Source organism: Halobellus sp. Atlit-38R (assembly GCF_003665925.1).
GTDB classification, from domain to species: Archaea; Halobacteriota; Halobacteria; order Halobacteriales; family Haloferacaceae; genus Haloquadratum; species Haloquadratum inordinatus.
The window spans coordinates 1-492 of the sequence record NZ_QXIJ01000250.1; the positions used below are offsets into that span (position 1 = coordinate 1).

Genomic DNA, 492 nt, shown 5'->3' on the forward strand with positions numbered 1-492 from the left:
GAGTGGTTCGCCACCTTCGGCGTCCAAATGGACCGTGAACCGCCCAAACCACCTGAGAATCCCGAGAAGTGCGTCGGTATCGACGTGGGGATTCTCAAGTACGTCCATGACACCGACGGTACGGCTGTCGGGTCACTCGACCTTTCCAACGAGCGCGAACGCTTGGAACGCGAACAACGGAAACTCTCACGCAAACAGCATGGGTCGAACAACTACGAGAAGCAACGGCGACGAGTCGCGGAGTGTCACGCCGATCTCCGACGGAAGCGCCGTGACTTCTTACACAAACTCTCGAACTACTATGCTCGGGAGTACGACCTCGTGGCGGTCGAAGACCTGAACGTGAAGGGAATGATGGAGTCGCCGTCGAACAGCCGCAACACGGCGTCTGCCGCGTGGCGGAAGTTCCTCTCGTTGCTCGAATACAAGTGTGAGCGAGCGGGGACGCACCTCCTGGCGGTCAACCCGAGCGGGACGACCAAAGAGTGCGCG

1 protein-coding gene is annotated in these 492 nt (G+C 59.8%); it reads left to right on the plus strand.

Features of this window, described 5'->3' with window-relative positions; all coding sequences use genetic code 11:
• On the plus strand, nt 1-492 hold a 492-nt coding region (locus tag D3D02_RS19200; RefSeq protein WP_147435756.1), incomplete at both ends, for an RNA-guided endonuclease TnpB family protein.